The 14,544-nt window shown below is 71.4% G+C and carries 17 protein-coding genes and 1 tRNA gene; 5 read left to right on the top strand and 13 right to left on the bottom strand.

Annotated elements, in window-relative coordinates:
- The 3 genes from ACTS11_RS08830 to ACTS11_RS08820 form a co-directional block, all read right to left on the bottom strand.
- A partial coding sequence (locus tag ACTS11_RS08830; RefSeq protein ID WP_442639957.1) for a cation-transporting P-type ATPase occupies positions 1-267 on the bottom strand: 267 nt, incomplete at its 3' end.
- Positions 268-541: 274 nt separating this feature from the next.
- Positions 542-626 (bottom strand) — tRNA-Leu (locus ACTS11_RS08825).
- Positions 627-678: 52 nt separating this feature from the next.
- Positions 679-2,265, bottom strand: coding sequence for an NAD(P)H-hydrate dehydratase (locus ACTS11_RS08820; protein WP_442639956.1), 1,587 nt, complete (start codon positions 2,263-2,265; stop codon positions 679-681).
- 148 nt (positions 2,266-2,413) lie between these two features.
- On the opposite strand from ACTS11_RS08820, the gene ACTS11_RS08815 reads away from it, so the two are divergent.
- Positions 2,414-2,752, top strand: a complete 339-nt coding sequence (locus ACTS11_RS08815; protein ID WP_442639955.1) for a P-II family nitrogen regulator — start codon at positions 2,414-2,416, stop codon at positions 2,750-2,752.
- Between the two features lie 105 nt (positions 2,753-2,857).
- A complete protein-coding gene (gene glnA / locus ACTS11_RS08810) occupies positions 2,858-4,264 on the top strand; it encodes a type I glutamate--ammonia ligase (RefSeq protein WP_442639954.1) in 1,407 nt (468 codons plus the stop codon).
- A 72-nt stretch (positions 4,265-4,336) separates the two neighbouring features.
- Here glnA and ACTS11_RS08805 read toward each other — a convergent pair whose 3' ends face one another.
- From ACTS11_RS08805 to ACTS11_RS08760, 10 genes are all read right to left on the bottom strand, one after another.
- Positions 4,337-4,534: a hypothetical protein gene (locus ACTS11_RS08805; protein WP_442639953.1), complete on the bottom strand. Its 198-nt coding sequence runs from the start codon at positions 4,532-4,534 to the stop codon at positions 4,337-4,339.
- A gap of 151 nt (positions 4,535-4,685) precedes the next feature.
- The gene (locus ACTS11_RS08800; RefSeq protein WP_442639952.1) at positions 4,686-4,892 is read right to left on the bottom strand and encodes a hypothetical protein; all 207 of its coding nucleotides are present in this window, start codon (positions 4,890-4,892) and stop codon (positions 4,686-4,688) included.
- Between the two features lie 59 nt (positions 4,893-4,951).
- Positions 4,952-5,617, bottom strand: a complete 666-nt coding sequence (scpB, locus tag ACTS11_RS08795; RefSeq protein ID WP_442639951.1) for an SMC-Scp complex subunit ScpB — start codon at positions 5,615-5,617, stop codon at positions 4,952-4,954.
- 1 nt (position 5,618) lies between these two features.
- A complete protein-coding gene (locus ACTS11_RS08790) occupies positions 5,619-6,410 on the bottom strand; it encodes a segregation and condensation protein A (RefSeq protein ID WP_442639950.1) in 792 nt (263 codons plus the stop codon).
- A complete protein-coding gene (locus tag ACTS11_RS08785) occupies positions 6,403-7,410 on the bottom strand; it encodes a glycoside hydrolase family 3 N-terminal domain-containing protein (RefSeq protein WP_442639949.1) in 1,008 nt (335 codons plus the stop codon). Before ACTS11_RS08785 ends, ACTS11_RS08790 begins: the two co-directional genes overlap by 8 nt.
- A 3-nt stretch (positions 7,411-7,413) precedes the next feature.
- Complete coding sequence (locus ACTS11_RS08780) at positions 7,414-8,400, bottom strand: SPOR domain-containing protein (protein ID WP_442639948.1); 987 nt, start codon at positions 8,398-8,400, stop codon at positions 7,414-7,416.
- A 97-nt stretch (positions 8,401-8,497) separates the two neighbouring features.
- A complete protein-coding gene (argS, locus tag ACTS11_RS08775; RefSeq protein WP_442639947.1) occupies positions 8,498-10,228 on the bottom strand; it encodes an arginine--tRNA ligase in 1,731 nt (576 codons plus the stop codon).
- A gap of 62 nt (positions 10,229-10,290) precedes the next feature.
- On the bottom strand, positions 10,291-10,680 hold the full coding sequence (locus ACTS11_RS08770) for a hypothetical protein (RefSeq protein WP_442639946.1): 390 nt from the start codon (positions 10,678-10,680) through the stop codon (positions 10,291-10,293).
- A gap of 90 nt (positions 10,681-10,770) precedes the next feature.
- Complete coding sequence (locus ACTS11_RS08765) at positions 10,771-11,112, bottom strand: hypothetical protein (RefSeq protein WP_442639945.1); 342 nt, start codon at positions 11,110-11,112, stop codon at positions 10,771-10,773.
- A 68-nt stretch (positions 11,113-11,180) separates the two neighbouring features.
- A complete protein-coding gene (locus ACTS11_RS08760; protein WP_442639944.1) occupies positions 11,181-12,437 on the bottom strand; it encodes a deoxyguanosinetriphosphate triphosphohydrolase in 1,257 nt (418 codons plus the stop codon).
- Between the two features lie 102 nt (positions 12,438-12,539).
- Between ACTS11_RS08760 and ACTS11_RS08755 the strand changes: the two genes are divergently transcribed.
- The 3 genes from ACTS11_RS08755 to ACTS11_RS08745 form a co-directional block, all read left to right on the top strand.
- Entirely contained in the window at positions 12,540-12,878 is a 339-nt protein-coding gene (locus ACTS11_RS08755) for a HesB/IscA family protein (protein ID WP_442639943.1), read from the top strand.
- Positions 12,879-12,957: 79 nt separating this feature from the next.
- On the top strand, positions 12,958-13,740 hold the full coding sequence (xth, locus tag ACTS11_RS08750; RefSeq protein ID WP_442639942.1) for an exodeoxyribonuclease III: 783 nt from the start codon (positions 12,958-12,960) through the stop codon (positions 13,738-13,740).
- A gap of 63 nt (positions 13,741-13,803) precedes the next feature.
- Positions 13,804-14,544 (top strand): NAD(P)/FAD-dependent oxidoreductase (locus ACTS11_RS08745; protein WP_442639941.1); only part of this gene is annotated, 741 nt, incomplete at its 3' end.

The following is a 14,544-nucleotide window of genomic DNA, read 5'->3' as shown; positions in this document are numbered from 1 at the left end:
CGCACCGAGCAGGACGTAGATCAGGAGGTTGTTGAACTGGCGCAGGAAGCGCGCGACGGCCCCCGCGCGCGGCGGTTCCGGCAGCCGGTTCGGCCCGCCGGTCTCGAGCCTGATGCGCGCCTCGTCCACGGAGAGCCCGCTCGCGCCGGTCGCCAGCGCCGCCATCGTCTCGCCCGTCGCGCGGGAGTGCCACGGAGGCGACGTCCCATCCGGCTTGGCCGTCCGGGCCTCGCCGTTCGGGGCCAGTGCGCGGTTCTCTGAGGTCATCGTCGTCTCGTATCGCCCTTTGCCGCGACTGGTTATCGCGCGAGCCAACGGTGCCGTTGCGGCATATCCTCGCTCCGGCCCGAAACGACCGCGGTTTAGCGCAAAACTATCGTGAATTCCTCATGGATGCCCTCGTGGACACCCCGGAACCGCCACGGCGCGACGCATGACCGACCGGCAACCGACCTGTGAGCCCGCCCGCTCTTCGGTTTCCCGGCGCACTCAAGTTTCCCGATCGCGCCGCCACGTCCTGTTGAGTCGAGCGATGTCAGACTGGTGCGGGTGGAGGGACTTGAACCCCCACGCCTTGCGGCGCCAGAACCTAAATCTGGTGCGTCTGCCAGTTCCGCCACACCCGCGCGCGCCGTCTCTAGCAAAGCGTCCCCCGCGACGTAAGGGGGAAATCCGGTGTCAGAGGCCGAGCGCGCGGAACACGCCGGGCAGCGCCTCGGGCAGGTCCTCGGCGATGAGGCCGGGGCCGAAGGCGCGCGCGCACTCCACGTGCAGCCAGGCGGCTGTTTCGGCGGCCGTCAACGGGTCGAGGTCCTGCGCGATCAGCCCCGCGATCAAGCCGGCGAGCACATCCCCCGCCCCCGCGGTCGCCAGCCAGGGGGCGGCCCGCCCGCGCACCGCCGCGTGGATCACGGTCCGGCCCGAGGGATCGGCGATCACCGTGCCCGCGCCCTTGAACAGGACGACGCAACCGGCCCGCGCCGCGGCGGCGCATGTCGCCTCCGCCTTCGACATGGGCGCCGTGCCGTCCGGCGCCCTCGCATGGGCGTCGAAGATGTCGGGGAAGAGCCTGCGGAACTCGCCGCCATGGGGGGTCAGGACGCAGCCCGGGTGGAGCGCCGCGCGGAGGTCGGGCGCCTCGGCGAGCGCGGTCAGCGCGTCGGCGTCGAGGACGGTCGGGCGCTGCGGGGCCGCGCCCAGACAGACGGGCAGGAGCCTCCGCGCGCGCCCGACGCCGAGGCCGGGTCCGAGGCAGAGAGCGCGGATGCGCCCGTCCTCCAGCAGCGCCGCGAGCGCCTCCGCATCGGCGACCGGCGCGCACATGATCGCGGTGATCTGCGCGGCGACCTCGGGCACGGCCTCGGGCGGCGTACCCAGCGTGACGAGCCCTGCCCCCACCCGCAGCGCGCCCCGCGCGGCGAGCCGGGCGGCGCCCGTGCGCCCGAGGCCGCCCGCCAGCACGAGGACATGCCCGTGGCTGAACTTGTTCGCGTCGGCGTGCCGGGGAAGCCGCGTCAGCGCGGCAGGCCCCGCGAGGCGCGCGCGGGCCGATCCGTCGGCGGCGGCGTGGAACGGCTCGAGCCCGATATCCGCCACGACCACGCGGCCCGAATTCATCATGCCGTCCGACAGGCAATGGCCGGTCCGGAGGCGATGGAAGGTGACGGTCAGCGCCGCCTCCGGCGGTTCCACGTCCACAGCCAGCGCACGCCCGGTCCCGAGACAGATACCCGACGGGCCGTCCACGGCGACGAGCGGCGTCGCGGTGCCGCAGGCGCGCCACCGATCCTGGAGTTCGGCCAGCGGATAGCGCACCTCCTCGGGAACCGGGCGCGCGAGGCCCCCGCCGAAGAGCGCGTCGACCACCAGGTCAGCCTCGATCGCCTCGACCGCCGCGGGCTCCCAGGCCGTGACGGCGCCGCCGCGCGCGACGAAGCGCTCCCGGGCGGCCGCGGCGTCGGGCGGCAGCCTTGCCGGGTCGCCGTAGTGGAAGACCTCCACGCTCCAGCCCCAGTCCAGGAGAAGCCGCGCGATCACGAACCCGTCGCCGCCATTGTTGCCGGGCCCGCACAGGACCGCCGCGTGGTGCGGCGCGGCGGCGAACGCGGGCCACTCGGCGAAGATCGCTTCGACGACCGACCGGCCCGCGCGCTCCATCAGCTCGCGCCCCGTGACCGCGCCCGAGGCGATCGCCGCGTCCTCGATGGCGCGCATCTGCGCGGGCGTCAGGAGCTCTTCGCCGTCACGAGATTCACGTATGCTCATTTCTTGTGCGCTCCGCCCATTCGTTAATCGCACTGCGCGGATTCCCGCAGCGCGGGAAGCCCTGCGAACGCTACCCGATGGACGCCCCCGCCACAAAGTGGTGTCACGGCTCGGCAATGCGATGAGACGGCGAGGAGGTCAGGGGCGCATGAAAAAGATCGAGGCGATCATCAAGCCCTTCAAGCTCGACGAGGTGAAGGAGGCGCTCCAGGAGATCGGCATCCAGGGCCTCAGCGTGACCGAGGTGAAGGGCTTCGGCCGCCAGAAGGGCCATACCGAGCTCTACCGGGGTGCGGAATACGTCGTGGACTTCCTTCCCAAGGTGAAGATCGAGGTCGTGCTGTCCGACGACATGGTCGACGCCGCCATCGAGGCGATCATCGCCGCGGCCAAGACGGACAAGATCGGCGACGGCAAGATCTTCGTGTCCGACGTGAGCCAGGCCATCCGCATCCGGACGGGCGAGTCGGGCGAAGAGGCGCTCTGAGCCCTCGGCCCGCGCTGCGCGGACACCGCGCCGGGACGGCGACAACCATCAACCCATGCGGGCTCCGCGCCCGCGGATCAGACCAAACGTCAAGGGAAGGTCACGATGAGCAAAGACAGTGTGTTGAAGATGATCAAGGACGAGGATGCGGCCTACGTCGACATCCGCTTCACCGACCCGCGCGGCAAGCTGCAGCACGTCACGGTGATGGCCGATCTCGTCGACGAGGACTTCCTTGACGAAGGCTTCATGTTCGACGGCTCCTCGATCGCCGGCTGGAAGGGCATCGAGGCCTCCGACATGAAGCTCATGCCCGACACCGAGAGCGCCTATGTCGATCCCTTCTACGCCGAGAAGACGATCTGCATCCACTGCACCGTGGTCGAGCCCGACACCGGCGAGGCCTACAACCGCGATCCGCGCGGCACGGCGCTGCTGGCCGAGGCCTACCTGAAGTCGACCGGCATCGGCGACGTCTCCTATTTCGGCCCCGAGGCCGAGTTCTTCGTGTTCGACGACGTCCGCTACGCCGTCTCGATGAACAAGGTGTCCTTCGAGGTCGACGCCGTGGACGGTGCCTGGAACACCGACACCGAGTACGAGATGGGCAACATGGGCCACCGTCCCGGCATCAAGGGCGGCTACTTCCCCGTGAACCCGATCGACCCGGGCCAGGACCTGCGCTCCGAGATGCTCTCGACGATGAAGCGCATCGGCATGAAGGTCGACAAGCACCACCACGAGGTGGCGTCGAACCAGCACGAGCTGGGCCTGATCTTCAACTCGCTCACCAAGCAGGCGGACGAGCTGCAGAAGTACAAGTACGTCATCCACAACGTCGCGCATGCCTACGGCAAGACCGTGACCTTCATGCCCAAGCCGATGGCCGGCGACAACGGCACGGGGATGCACGTCAACATGTCGATCTGGAAGGACGGCAAGCCGCTCTTCGCGGGCGACAAGTACGCCGACCTCTCGGACGAGGCGCTCTACTACATCGGCGGCCTGCTCAAGCACGCCAAGACCCTGAACGCCTTCACCAACCCGTCCACGAACTCCTACAAGCGCCTGATCCCGGGCTTCGAGGCGCCGGTTCTGCGCGCCTACTCCGCCCGCAACCGGTCGGGCTGCATCCGGATCCCGTGGACGGAGAGCCCGAAGGCCAAGCGCGTCGAGGCCCGCTTCCCCGACCCGTCGGCGAACCCCTACCTCGCCTTCGCGGCCCTGCTGATGGCCGGCCTCGACGGCATCCAGAACAAGATCCATCCCGGCGATCCGTCGGACAAGGACCTCTACGACCTGCCCCCCGAGGAGCTGGCCGGCATCCCGACGGTCTGCGCGTCGCTTCGTGAGGCGCTCGAGAACCTCGAGGCCGACCACGACTTCCTGCTCAAGGGCGGCGTGTTCACCAAGGACCAGATCGAGGGCTACCTGGCGCTCAAGTGGGAGGAGGTCTACGCCTTCGAACACACCCCGCACCCGGTCGAGTACAAGATGTACTACAGCTGCTGATCCGCGGCACCGATGGACAAGAAAAGGGGCGCCTCCGGGCGCCCCTTCCTCTTTGCCCCCTGCCCTCGCCGCTCAGTGGCGCGAGGACTTCCACTCGCCCGCGACGCGGCGCACGTTGCGCGCGGCGCGCTCGGCCTGCTCGGCCTTGAAGGCGGCGAGCGTGCGGTCGTAGCTCGAGCCGCGGACGCTGGGGTGGAGATGCGGATTGCCGGTGCCGGCCGGTTCCCGATGCGGAACGAGACGCAGGAGCGTCTGGACGAGCCTGTGCATTTTGCTGCCTCACTTCTTTATTGTTCTTGGCGGGTTGAGCCCCGCTGCCATGATTCGAGCCCGATTGTGGCGGAAACGTGGCAAACCCCCGCCGCGGATCTCGCCCGCGCGGGGGATGTGGCACGGCGGCCACCGCTCGACCGTGGAGGGTTCAGAAGCGCCCGATGCGCCGCGCGAGCCGGATCGCCTCGCGCGCGTGGCGCTTGGTCTGGCCGATGCGCTGGCGCTGCTCGGCGGTGGGCTCCGCGCCCGCCGCGTCGCCGCTGCCGGAGAAGACCCGCTCGACCCCGGCATCGACGCCGCGGTTGACGAGCTGCCGGACGACGCGCCCGACGATCATGTTGACGATGCGGTCCATTGCTGCCCCGTGCGCATTCTGCCTGCGGGGGCGCAGCATAGCGGCAATTGTGGCGAAAATCAGGCTTCGTCGTCCTCGGCCTGCTCGTCCTCGAAGAGCTGCCCGGTCTCGTCCTCGGGCAGTTCCGCGGCCTCGCCCTCGGGCGGGCGGCTCTCGAGCAGCCCCGCCTCGCGCAGTTCCTTGAGGCCGGGGAGGTCGCGCGCGCTCTCGAGGCCGAAATGGTCGAGGAACCCCTGCGTCACCACGTAGGTGACGGGCCGTCCCACCGTCATCCGCCGCCGCCCGAACCGCACCCAGCCGAGCTCGATCAGCTGGTCGACCGTGCCCTTGCTGACCGAGACGCCGCGGATCTCCTCGATCTCGGCGCGCGTCACCGGCTGGTGATAGGCGACGATGGCCAGCGTCTCGATGGCCGCGCGGCTGAGCTTGCGCGTCTCGACGCTCTCGCGGGCCATGAGATAGCCGAGGTCTGGCGCCGTACGGACCGCCCAGGCGTCGCCCACGCGCACCACCTGCACGCCCCGCCCCTCGTAGCGCCGGCGCAGGAGCTGGACCGCCTCGGCGGGGTCGCAGCCATGGGGCATCCGCGCCTCCATCTCGGCCACGCTCATCGGTTCGGCGGCGGCGAAGAGCATCGCCTCGACCATGCGCTCCTGCTCGGCGAGCGGGGGCGCGCGGAACAGGCTCTCGCGCGGGGCCTCGGCCTCGTCGGGGCGGTCGCTCATCTCAGTCCCTCCGCCGCAGGTGGATGGGTGCGAAGGTCTCCGTCTGGCGGATCTGCACGCGGCCCGACTTGGCCAGCTCGAGCGCCGCGGCGAAGTTCGCCGCCGTCGCCGAGCGGCGGCGTCTGGGGTCCGTCTCCCAGCCCTTCGGAAGGAAGCTCATGAGGTCCGTCCACTCCGCCACGTCGCCCATCAGCGGCCGCAGCCGCTCCAGCGCCTCCTCCATGGTGAAGACGGACTCGCGGTCGAGCGCGTAGGGACGGAAATCGTCGCGCGTGCGCACCCGCGCATAGGCTTGGAGAAGGTCGATCAGGCCCGCCGTGTAGACCACCCGCCGCGCCGAGCTCACGCTTTCGGGCATCCCCCGCACGAACCGGTCGCGCCCGAGCCTGTCGCGGCCCATCAGCCGCGCCGCCACCTCGCGCATCGCGGCGAGACGCTCGAGCTGGAAGGCGAGGCGCGCGGCGAGATCCTCGGCGCTCGGGCCCTCCTCCCCCGGTTCCGGCGGCAGGAGGAGGCGCGACTTGAGAAAGGCGAGCCACGCCGCCATCACGAGGTAGTCGGCCGCAAGCTCCAGCCGCATCTGCCGCGCCTTCTCGATGAACGCGAGATACTGCTCGGTCAGCGCGAGGATCGAGATCTGCCGGAGGTCCACCTTCTGCGTGCGCGCCAGCGACAGGAGCAGGTCGAGCGGCCCCTCGAAGCCGTCCACGTCCACGACCAGCGCCTCCTCGGCACGGCGCGCGCTGACCGCGTCCCAGTCGCTGTCATTGGCCGGGACCGGCGTGTCAGCCATGAACCTCTCCCGTGGAAAGGGCGGCAAGTTCGGCCTCGGCGGCGGCGATGTCAAGCGGCTCGACCCGCGCCCGCAGCGCGAGCGCCGCCTCGCCGCGCGCGAGCTGCGCCGCCGACAGGGTGCCCGCCTCGGCCATCACCTCCTCCATCTCGGCCATCCGGCCGTTGCAATGCAGGATCAGGTCGCAGCCCGCCGCCCGCGCCCGCGCCGCGCGCTCCCCGATCGGACCGGGCAGCGCGCCCATCGACAGATCATCCGTCATCAGGAGCCCGCCGAAGCCGATCTCCTCCCGCACGAGGCGGATCATCCCGGGCGAGAGCGTCGCGGGCGCCTCCGCGTCGAAGGCGGTGTAGACGATATGCGCCGTCATCCCGAGGGGCAGGTCGGCCAGCGGCCGGAAGGCCGCGAAGTCGACCGCCCGCAACTCCTCGGCCGATGCCGTCACGCGCGGCAGGTCCTCGTGGCTGTCCACCTCGCCGAGCCCGTAGCCCGGCAGGTGCTTCAGCACGGGCACGACGCCGCCCGCCATCAGCCCGTCCGCCACGGCCCGCGCGGCCCCGGCCACGGTCGCGGCATCGCTGCCATGGAGCCGGTTGCGCAGGATCGGGTGCGTCCCCGCGCGCGCCACGTCGGCCAGCGGCGCGCAGTTCACGTCGATGCCCGCCTCCCTGAGCTCGTCCGCGATCAGCCGCGCGCGGAGGAACATGGCGCGCTCCGCCTGCCGCCCCGCCGCCGCCATGTGGTCGAGCGCGGGCGGCCATTCCCGCCAGTGCGGCGCGCGCATCCGCTGCACGCGCCCGCCCTCCTGGTCGATCAGCACCGGCGCATCCCGCCCCAGGGCGTCGCGCAGGTCCGAGGTCAGGCGGCGGAGCTGTTCCGGGCTCTCGACGTTGCGGGCGAAGAGGATGAAGCCCCAGGGCTTCGCCTCGGCGAAGAAGAAGGCCTCGTCGGCCTCCAGGATCGCGCCCCCGAGCCCGAAGATCGTGGCCGCGACCGCCACGCCTCAGCGCACCGTGACGGGAATGCAGGCCGCGCCCTGGGCCACCAGCACGGCGCAGAACCGGCGCGAGCCCGAGAGGTCGTCGAACCCGCCCGCCCGGAGGCGGAAGAAGGTCTGCCCGCCCGACGCCGCCTCCTCGATCACGCGGGGACGGTCGGCAAAATAGTCGGGAAAGCGTGCGGCCAGCCGGTCCCACTCGCCGCGCGCGACCTCGACCGTGTCGTAGGCGCCGAGCTGCACGAGCCGCGTGCCCTCCGGCAGGTCCGCGGCGGCGATCTCCACCGTCGTGGGCGCGGAGGCCAGCGCGAGCGTCACGCTCGGCGCGCGCCCCTGGTCCGAGCGGACGACGGCGGCGGGACGCACCGCGGGCCGCAGCGACACCGCGACACCGGGGACCGAGGCCGGGATGACACCCGCGAGCTGGACCGGCGCCTCCTCCGCCGCGGCGCCGGGATCGCCCGCCTGCGCCTCGCGCAGGAGCCGGTCGATCAGCGCCATGGTCTCGGCGGCGGTGACGGGTTCCTCCGCCTCAGGAGCCCCCGCGGCCTCCGTGGCCACGGCCGCGACATCGGCGGCCTCGGGCCGAGGCGCGGGCCCGGGCGCGGCCTCGGGTGCCGCCTCCGCCGTGCTCGCCGCCTCGAAGCGGATCTCCTGAAGCTCCACAGGCGGCGGCGCGAGGACCAGCCGGTCGGGCACCGGCTGCGCCTCCTCGCCCTCTGCGATGCGGTTGACGGCGAGGCCCTGGTGGGGCGCCTGCGTGCCGCCCGGATCGGCCGGCGCCACGCGCATCGGCCCCTCGAGCGCCTGGATGACCGGCACGCCCGAGACGTCGCGCAGCATCAGCTGCACCCCCCAGACGCCCATCCCCACGACCAGCCCGAGCGACACCAGCGCGCCCGTCCAATTCAGGAGCGCGCCGAGGCTGGAGCGCTCCGCACGCGGAGACGTACCGGCGCCGTAGCCGTCGAATTCATCGCCGTAAACTGCCATGCCCGACCTCGCCTGTCCGGTTTCGGGCCATACGCGATCGCGCCCGGCCGGATCTGTTCAGTTCTGCCCGACCCGGCCGCGCGAGGGGTTCGTGCCCCTACATCTTCTCGGCCGGAGTTACCCCCAAGATACCAAGACCGTTGGAAATGACAATCGCCACGGCCCGGATCAGCGCCAGTTTCGCGCGGGTCGTTGCCGCGTCGTCCTCCTGGATGAAGCGGAGCGAGGCCTGCGCGTTGCCCCGGTTCCAGAGCGCGTGGAACTCGGAGGCGAGCTCGTAGAGGTAGAAGGCGACGCGGTGCGGCTCGTGCGACTGCGCCGCGATCTCCACGAGGCGCGGCCACTCGGCGAGCTTGGCGACCAGCGCGAGCTCGGCCGGATCGGCGATGGCGGACAGGTCGCCCGCCTCGCCCGCCTCGATCCCCGCCTCCGCCGCCTTCCGCAGGACGGAGGAAATCCGCGCATGGGCGTACTGCACGTAGAAGACCGGGTTGTCCTTCGACTGCTCCAGCACCTTGTCCACGTCGAAGTCGAGGGCCATGTCGTTCTTCCGCGTCAGCATCACGAAGCGGGTGACGTCCGGACCCACCATCTCGACCACGTCGCGCAGCGTCACGAAGGTGCCCGCGCGCTTCGACATCTTCAGCTCCTCGTCGCCGCGCTTGAGCTTGACGAGCTGCATCAGCTTGATGTCGAGCGGCACCCGGTTCCCCGACAGCGCGGCGACCGCCGCCTTCATCCGCTTCACGTAGCCGCCGTGATCGGCGCCGAAGATGTCGATCAGCTCGTCGAAGCCGCGCTCGATCTTGTCGAAGTGATAGGCGATGTCGGGCGCGAAATAGGTCCAGGACCCGTCCGATTTCATCACCGGCCGGTCCACGTCGTCGCCGTAGTCGGTCGAGCGGAACAGCGTCTGGACCCGCGGCTCCCAGTCCTCGGGCGTCTTGCCCTTGGGCGGCTCCAGCGTGCCCTCGTAGATCAGGCCCTTGCCCCGCAGGTCCGCGATCGCCGCCTCGATCCGCCCCGTGCCGTAGAGCGACTTCTCCGAATAGAAGACGTCCATCTCCACGCCGAGGAGCCGCAGGTCCTCGCGGATCAGCGCCATCATCGCCTCGGTCGCGAAGTCCCGGATGGGGGCGAGCCAGTCCCCTTCATCTTTCCCCAAATACGCATCGCCCACGCGGGCCTTCAGCGCCTCGCCCACCGGAACGAGATAATCGCCCGGATAGGTGCCGTCCTCGAAGGCGACGGGCCGGCCATGCGCCTCGAGGTAGCGCAGGTAGACCGACCGCGCGAGCACGTCGACCTGCGCGCCGCCGTCGTTGATGTAGTATTCCCGCGTCACCTCGTGGCCCGCGAAGGCGAGAAGCCGCGCCAGCGCGTCGCCGAAGACCGCGCCCCGCGTGTGGCCGACATGCATGGGCCCCGTGGGGTTCGCCGAGACGAACTCGACGTTCACGCGCCGCCCCTGCCCCAGGTCCGACCGCCCGTAGCCCGCGCCCGCGGCCAGGGCCGCGCGCACGACGCCCCGCCAGGTCTCCGCCGAGAGCCGGAGGTTCAGGAAGCCCGGCCCCGCCACCTCGGCGCTCGCGATGCGCCCGTCGCGCGCCAGCGCGCCCGCCAGCGCCTCGGCGATGTCGCGGGGCTTCATCCCCGCGGGCTTGGCCAGCACCATCGCCGCGTTGGTCGCCATGTCGCCATGCGCCGCGTCCCGCGGCGGCTCCACCGCCACGTTGCCGAAGTCGAGGCCGCCGGGCAGCGCGCCCTCGCGCGTCAGCGCCTCGAGCCCCTCGATCACGGCCGCGCGGATATCGGAGAAGATGTTCATGTCGCCCTCGGGAAATGCCGTGCCGGGGTGTATCACGGGCGCGCCCAAGGTCAATGTCGCGCTCAGGCGTCCTCGGGCGGCGGCTCGGGCAGGCAGCTCGACAGCGTCATGCCGAGGCCGCGCAGCACGATCACGATGCTCGTGGGCTCCGGCCCTTCGCCGAAGAAGATGCGGGCGTCGAACGCCGCCCCGTCCGCGTCCGTGCAGGCGCCGTCGTAGAGGAACTGCTCCTCGAGGCCGCGCAGGCGCGTGGGGTTCGACAGCGCGCAGCACGCCCCGTCGAAGCAGATCTCGGGGAAGGTCAGCCGCGCCTCGGCCGCCCCCTCCGAGCCCTCCCCCTCGCCCGCGCATTCGGCGAAGTAGGTCCCGTCGAGCGGGAAGGCCCCGGCGGGAAACCCGGCAAGGGTGGCGGCGGCCACGGCCGCGAGACGCGGCGGCAGGAACCGTCTCATGGCGGTGTCTCCGGGGCTCGGTCCTCGGGCGCGAGTGTGCCGGAGGCGGGCCCGCGGATCAACCGCGGAGCCCCGGTCTCGGGCCTTCTCTCAGCCCTCGGCGCAGGAGACGAAGCGGTCCTCCTGACCGTCCGACCGCAGGACGAGATCGCCGTCGGGGTTGAAGAACAGGACCACGGTACTCGCTTGCGGCCCCGAGCCGTGGTCGCAGCTCATCGTGTACTGCACCGCGCCCGCGGGCTCGGCCTGCGGCGCGGCGTCGGCCAGCGTGCAGGGCGTCTCGTAGAAGGCGACGCTCTCGCCCTCGATGGTCAGCGCGACATAGGGCGGGTCGTCGCAGAAGGCGTATTCGTAGACGCCGTCGAACGGCTGGGCGAGCGCGGCGGGTGCCGCAAGCGACAGGATGACGGCGGCGCGGATTGCGGTCGGCATGGACATGGAACATTCCCCCGGGAGGTCACTACGGCCCCGAGAGCAACCCGGTTTCGCACCGCCTGTCGCTAGAGGTTTTCCATACCCCCGACCCCCGGCAGCTCCGAACCGAACACGCGCGCATGGGTCTGGAGCGCGAAGCGGTCGGTCATTCCGGCGATGTAGTCCGACACGATCCGCGCCAGCGCCGTCTCGTCGCCCGCGATGTCCTCCACGTCCTTGCGCCACTGTTTCGGCAATTCCCCGGGATGCGCCATGAAGAAGGGGAAGAGTTCCGCCACGACCCGCGTGACCTCCGCCCGCATCTCGACGACCGAAGGGGCGCGGTACATGCGGTGGAAGAGGAACTCGCGGATCGCCTTCAGGTCCGCGAAGAGCGCGTCCGAGAAACGCACCACGGGGCGTCCCGCCCCCCGGATGTCCGCGACGTTGCGCGGGTCCAGTTCGGCCAGCCGCGCCGTCGACTGGGCCAGCACGTCCTCGACCAGCACGCCGAAAAAGCGCCGCAGCGCCTCGTGCCGGCGGCGGTAGTAGTTCAGCCCCGGATAGCGCGCGTCCACCTCGGCGAAACAGGCGTCGAGGATCGGCAGCCCGGCCAGTTCGTCGGTCGAGAACAGCTCGGCCCGGAGCCCGTCGTGGAGGTCGTGGTGGTTGTAGGCCACGTCGTCGGCCAGCGCCGCGACCTGCGCCTCGGCGCTGGCATGGGTATGCAGCTCGAGGTCGTGGTGCGCGCAGTACTCGGCCAGCGCCCAGGGGATCGGGTCCGCCACGGGGCCACCGCCCGGAACGGGCGCGACCGGACCGCCGCCCGGAACGGGCGCGACCGGTCCGTCGCCCGGAACGGGCGCGACCGGTCCGTTATGTTTCGCAATCCCCTCAAGGGTTTCCCAGGTGAGGTTCAACCCGTCGAAATCGGCGTAGTGCCGCTCCAGATGCGTCACGATCCGGATCGCCTGCGCGTTGTGGTCGAACCCGCCATAGGGCGCCATCGCGGCCGAGAGCGCATCCTCGCCGGTGTGCCCGAAGGGCGGGTGGCCGAGGTCGTGGGCGAGCGCCACGGCCTCCGTCAGGTCCTCGTCGAGGCCGAGCGCGCGCGCCATGGTGCGGGCGACCTGCGCCACCTCCAGCGAATGCGTCAGCCGCGTGCGGAAATAGTCGCCCTCGTGCTCCACGAACACCTGCGTCTTGTGCTTGAGCCGCCGGAACGCCGAGGAATGGATGATCCGGTCCCGGTCGCGCTGGAAGGGCGAGCGGAAGGTGCTGAGCCCCTCGTCGACGAGGCGCCCCCGGCTTTTCGCCGGATCGCTGGCATAGACGGCGCGCATGGGCCCTCCGTTCGGGTCACGGGCGCTCCTTGCCCGGCCCGCGGCCCCTGCATATATTTCCCCTGCGAGGAAATCGACCGTTCTTGAGAGAAGGCCCCGCCCATGACCCTGACGCTCACCCTGCCCCCCAAGGTCACCGACCGCGCCTTCGCGCGGCTGGCCGAGATCAACGAGGCGTCGGGCGAGGCCAAGGCGCTGCGCGTCGCGGTCGAGGGCGGCGGATGCTCGGGCTTCCAGTACGACATCCGGCTCGACGAGCCGACCGAAGACGACATGGTCCTCGAGGGCCAGGGCCAGAAGGTCGTGGTGGACAGCGTGTCGCTGCCCTTCCTCGCGGATGCCGTCATCGACTACTCCGAGGAGCTGATCGGCGCGCGCTTCACCATCGAGAACCCCAACGCCTCCTCCTCCTGCGGCTGCGGCACCTCCTTCTCCATGTGAGCGCCTCCCTCCCGGTCCCGGCGCTTGGCAATCCGCCCCCGGCACGGCATGAAGGGCCCGAGCCGGACGGAGTGACCTCATGCGCATCGCGACCTTCAACATCAACGGCGTGAAGGCCCGGATCGGGGCGCTGCTCGACTGGCTGGGCGAGGCCAGGCCCGATGTCGTGCTGTTGCAGGAGATCAAGTCGGTCGACGAGAATTTCCCGCGCGAGCCCATCGAGGACATGGGCTACAACGTCGAGACGCACGGCCAGAAGGGCTTCAACGGCGTCGCGATCCTCTCGAAGCTGCCGCTCGAGGACGTGGTGCGCGGGCTGCCGGGCGACGACACGGACGAACAGGCGCGCTGGATCGAGGCCACCGTGACCGGCGAGACGCGCGCGGTGCGGGTCTGCGGCCTCTACCTGCCCAACGGCAACCCCGCGCCGGGGCCGAAATACGACTACAAGCTCGCCTGGATGGAGCGGATGCGGGCGCGCGCGGGCGACCTGCTGGCCACCGAGATGCCGGTCGTGCTCGCGGGCGACTACAACGTGATCCCGCAGGACGAGGACGCCGAGAAGCCCGAGGCCTGGCGCGCCGACGCGCTGGCGCTGCCCGAGAGCCGGCAGGCCTTCCGCCGCATCCTGAACCTCGGCTTCACCGAGGCCATCCGCGCCCGCAGCGCCGCGCCCGGCCTCTACACCTTCTGGGACTACCAGGCCGGCGCGTGGGAGCGGAACAACGGCATCCGCATCGACCACCTCCTGCTCAGCCCGCAGGCCGCCGACCTGATGACCGACGCGGGCATCGACCGGCACGTGCGCGGGCGCGAGAAGCCCTCCGACCACGTTCCCGTCTGGATCGACCTCGCCGCCTGAGCCCGACTTGCGCCGCGCGCGGCGGGGCGGCAGGCTGGCGCCCGGGTCAGGACGGAGGAGGACATGCGCGACACGGCGGACGACACGGTGGACGCGATCGTCATCGGCGCCGGCGTCATCGGCGCGGCGGTGGCCTACGAGCTCGCGAAGGGGGGGCGCGACGTCCTCTGCCTCGACGCGAACGGGGCGGCGGGCCACGGCTCGACGGCGGGCTCCTGCGCGATCATCCGGGTCCACTACTCCACGCCCGAGGGCTGCGCGATGGCCTGGGAGGGGTTCCACGACTGGGCCGGATGGCGCGACTACCTCGCGGCGCCCGAGGGCGAGACGCTGGCCGAGTTCCGGCAGACCGGCTGCCTGGTGATGAAGACCGAGGCCAACGGCCACCTTGCGCGCCACAAGGAGATGAGCGACGCCCTCGGCTGCCCCTACGAGGAGTGGGACGCCGCGCGCATCCTCGCGCGGCTGCCGATCTACCGGCTCGACCGCTTCGCGCCCGCGCGCCGCCTCGACGACCCGGCCTTCGGCGCGCCCACGGGCGGCGCGCTCGGCGGCGCGGTCTTCTGGCCCACGGCGGGCTACGTCGCCGATCCCGCGCTCTCGGCCCAGAACATCGCGGCCGCCGCCGCCCGGTGCGGCGCGCGGTTCCGCTTCAACGCCGAGGTGACGGAGATCCTGACGCGGGGCGGCCGCGTCGCGGGCGTGCGCCTGCGCGACGGGTCCGAGATCCACGCCCCCGTCGTCGTGAACGTGGCGGGTCCGGCCAGCCGCCGGATCAACGAGATGGCGGGCGTCACCGCCGAC

Origin of the sequence: Roseicyclus sp., from assembly GCF_052168335.1 — a bacterium.
Taxonomy (GTDB): domain Bacteria; phylum Pseudomonadota; class Alphaproteobacteria; order Rhodobacterales; family Rhodobacteraceae; genus Roseibacterium.
This window is presented reverse-complemented; position numbering and strand designations above follow the sequence as displayed.

Coding starts and splice junctions, on each gene's coding strand:
- ACTS11_RS08820 (WP_442639956.1), bottom strand. CDS start 2,265: ATGAGCATACGTGAATCTCGTGACGGCGAAGAGCTCCTGACGCCCGCG.
- ACTS11_RS08815 (WP_442639955.1), top strand. CDS start 2,414: ATGAAAAAGATCGAGGCGATCATCAAGCCCTTCAAGCTCGACGAGGTG.
- glnA (WP_442639954.1), top strand. CDS start 2,858: ATGAGCAAAGACAGTGTGTTGAAGATGATCAAGGACGAGGATGCGGCC.
- ACTS11_RS08805 (WP_442639953.1), bottom strand. CDS start 4,534: ATGCACAGGCTCGTCCAGACGCTCCTGCGTCTCGTTCCGCATCGGGAA.
- ACTS11_RS08800 (WP_442639952.1), bottom strand. CDS start 4,892: ATGGACCGCATCGTCAACATGATCGTCGGGCGCGTCGTCCGGCAGCTC.
- scpB (WP_442639951.1), bottom strand. CDS start 5,617: ATGAGCGACCGCCCCGACGAGGCCGAGGCCCCGCGCGAGAGCCTGTTC.
- ACTS11_RS08790 (WP_442639950.1), bottom strand. CDS start 6,410: ATGGCTGACACGCCGGTCCCGGCCAATGACAGCGACTGGGACGCGGTC.
- ACTS11_RS08780 (WP_442639948.1), bottom strand. CDS start 8,400: ATGGCAGTTTACGGCGATGAATTCGACGGCTACGGCGCCGGTACGTCT.
- argS (WP_442639947.1), bottom strand. CDS start 10,228: ATGAACATCTTCTCCGATATCCGCGCGGCCGTGATCGAGGGGCTCGAG.
- ACTS11_RS08770 (WP_442639946.1), bottom strand. CDS start 10,680: ATGAGACGGTTCCTGCCGCCGCGTCTCGCGGCCGTGGCCGCCGCCACC.
- ACTS11_RS08765 (WP_442639945.1), bottom strand. CDS start 11,112: ATGCCGACCGCAATCCGCGCCGCCGTCATCCTGTCGCTTGCGGCACCC.
- ACTS11_RS08760 (WP_442639944.1), bottom strand. CDS start 12,437: ATGCGCGCCGTCTATGCCAGCGATCCGGCGAAAAGCCGGGGGCGCCTC.
- ACTS11_RS08755 (WP_442639943.1), top strand. CDS start 12,540: ATGACCCTGACGCTCACCCTGCCCCCCAAGGTCACCGACCGCGCCTTC.
- xth (WP_442639942.1), top strand. CDS start 12,958: ATGCGCATCGCGACCTTCAACATCAACGGCGTGAAGGCCCGGATCGGG.